Genomic DNA, 1,033 nt, shown 5'->3' with positions numbered 1-1,033 from the left:
GTGCAAGCTCTCAATCAGTCTCACTTAGACATGGAAATGGCCTTAGAAGAATCTTTGCGAGTAGGCTGTTTGGGAACCACCGCCGACGTTGTAAAACAAGCCGCACAGCTAGAACAAACAGTAGTCAAACTCTACACAATTTGGAAGCGTTTAGGCAGTTTGGCAGATAGATTGTACGTGGATACAGGAGCAAGCACACCCAATTTGCGGTTGCTTTTGGGATGCTTGGACACTCTTTCGGGAGAAAAGATTGAAGTGGATTTCGGAGACGGAGAACGCTCTATTCGCTTGCAAATTTTCAGCGAATAGCTCAACCTTGACCGCAGATAAAAGCCAACCTCCCGGCTCCTTATCTGCGTCGATTCCGGTTCATCTGCGGTTAAAACTTCTGATTTTTTTCCAAAGATAGCGTGGATTCAAATAACGCCGATATTTGGTAACGACTTCTTTCCCCAACAGCACGACGCTAATCCAAAAACACACTTCGGCCACAACAGCTAGAACTACAGATAAAGTAGTTTTTTGGGTAAGGTCCAGCGGCAGGAACGGCACAACAAATAAGACTGCCAACCACGGTAGGAAAGATACGATAAATAAAAATAAACCGAGTTTTTGCATAGATTCACATAATACAGCTTTGATATCCCCTTTATCTGTTAGTCCGCTTAAAGTGGACTTCGTTTGTATAGTAGCGAGTTCAATCGCCGAGTGACTACACACTCACATCTGGAACCAATGTCAGCAACAGGCAAGATGCCTGTTCCACAAGAATATTTAGTATTTGTGGAACAGGCATCTTGCCTGTTCTTGAGAATGGTTCAACATCTGACGACCAACTTAATTGCGAAGCATTTCCAACTCAATTCTTAATCCCCGTCGCCGCAATCCCCCGTATAAACTGTCGTTGACCGGCCAAAAACAGCAATACCACCGGCACTGTTCCAATTACCACCGCCGCCATCAACAACTGCCAACTGCTAGTAAACTGTTCCTGAAACTCAGCCAGAACCAACTGCACAGTCCGCAACTCCGG

The 1,033-nt window shown here is 45.4% G+C and carries 1 protein-coding gene and 2 pseudogenes; 1 reads left to right on the top strand and 2 read right to left on the bottom strand.

What is annotated here, in order from left to right; genetic code table 11:
• Window positions 1-309, top strand: a pseudogene (locus QUA38_RS29205) (hypothetical protein); the annotation flags it as partial.
• Between the two features lie 60 nt (window positions 310-369).
• On the opposite strand, the gene QUA38_RS29200 reads toward QUA38_RS29205, so the two are convergent.
• Both QUA38_RS29200 and QUA38_RS29195 read right to left on the bottom strand, forming a co-directional pair.
• Window positions 370-618, bottom strand: a complete 249-nt coding sequence (locus tag QUA38_RS29200; RefSeq protein WP_333168053.1) for a transporter suffix domain-containing protein — start codon at window positions 616-618, stop codon at window positions 370-372.
• A 241-nt stretch (window positions 619-859) separates the two neighbouring features.
• A pseudogene (locus QUA38_RS29195) lies at window positions 860-1,033 on the bottom strand (carbohydrate ABC transporter permease); the annotation flags it as partial.

The organism is Microcoleus sp. Pol12B4 (assembly GCF_036701385.1).
Taxonomy (GTDB): Bacteria; Cyanobacteriota; Cyanobacteriia; order Cyanobacteriales; family Microcoleaceae; genus Microcoleus.
The sequence above is the reverse complement of the archived record's forward strand: the minus strand, read 5'-3'. Positions and strand labels throughout refer to the sequence as shown.

Excerpts from the sequence above, each read along its gene's own strand:
- QUA38_RS29200 (WP_333168053.1), bottom strand. The coding sequence starts at position 618 with ATGCAAAAACTCGGTTTATTTTTATTTATCGTATCTTTCCTACCGTGG.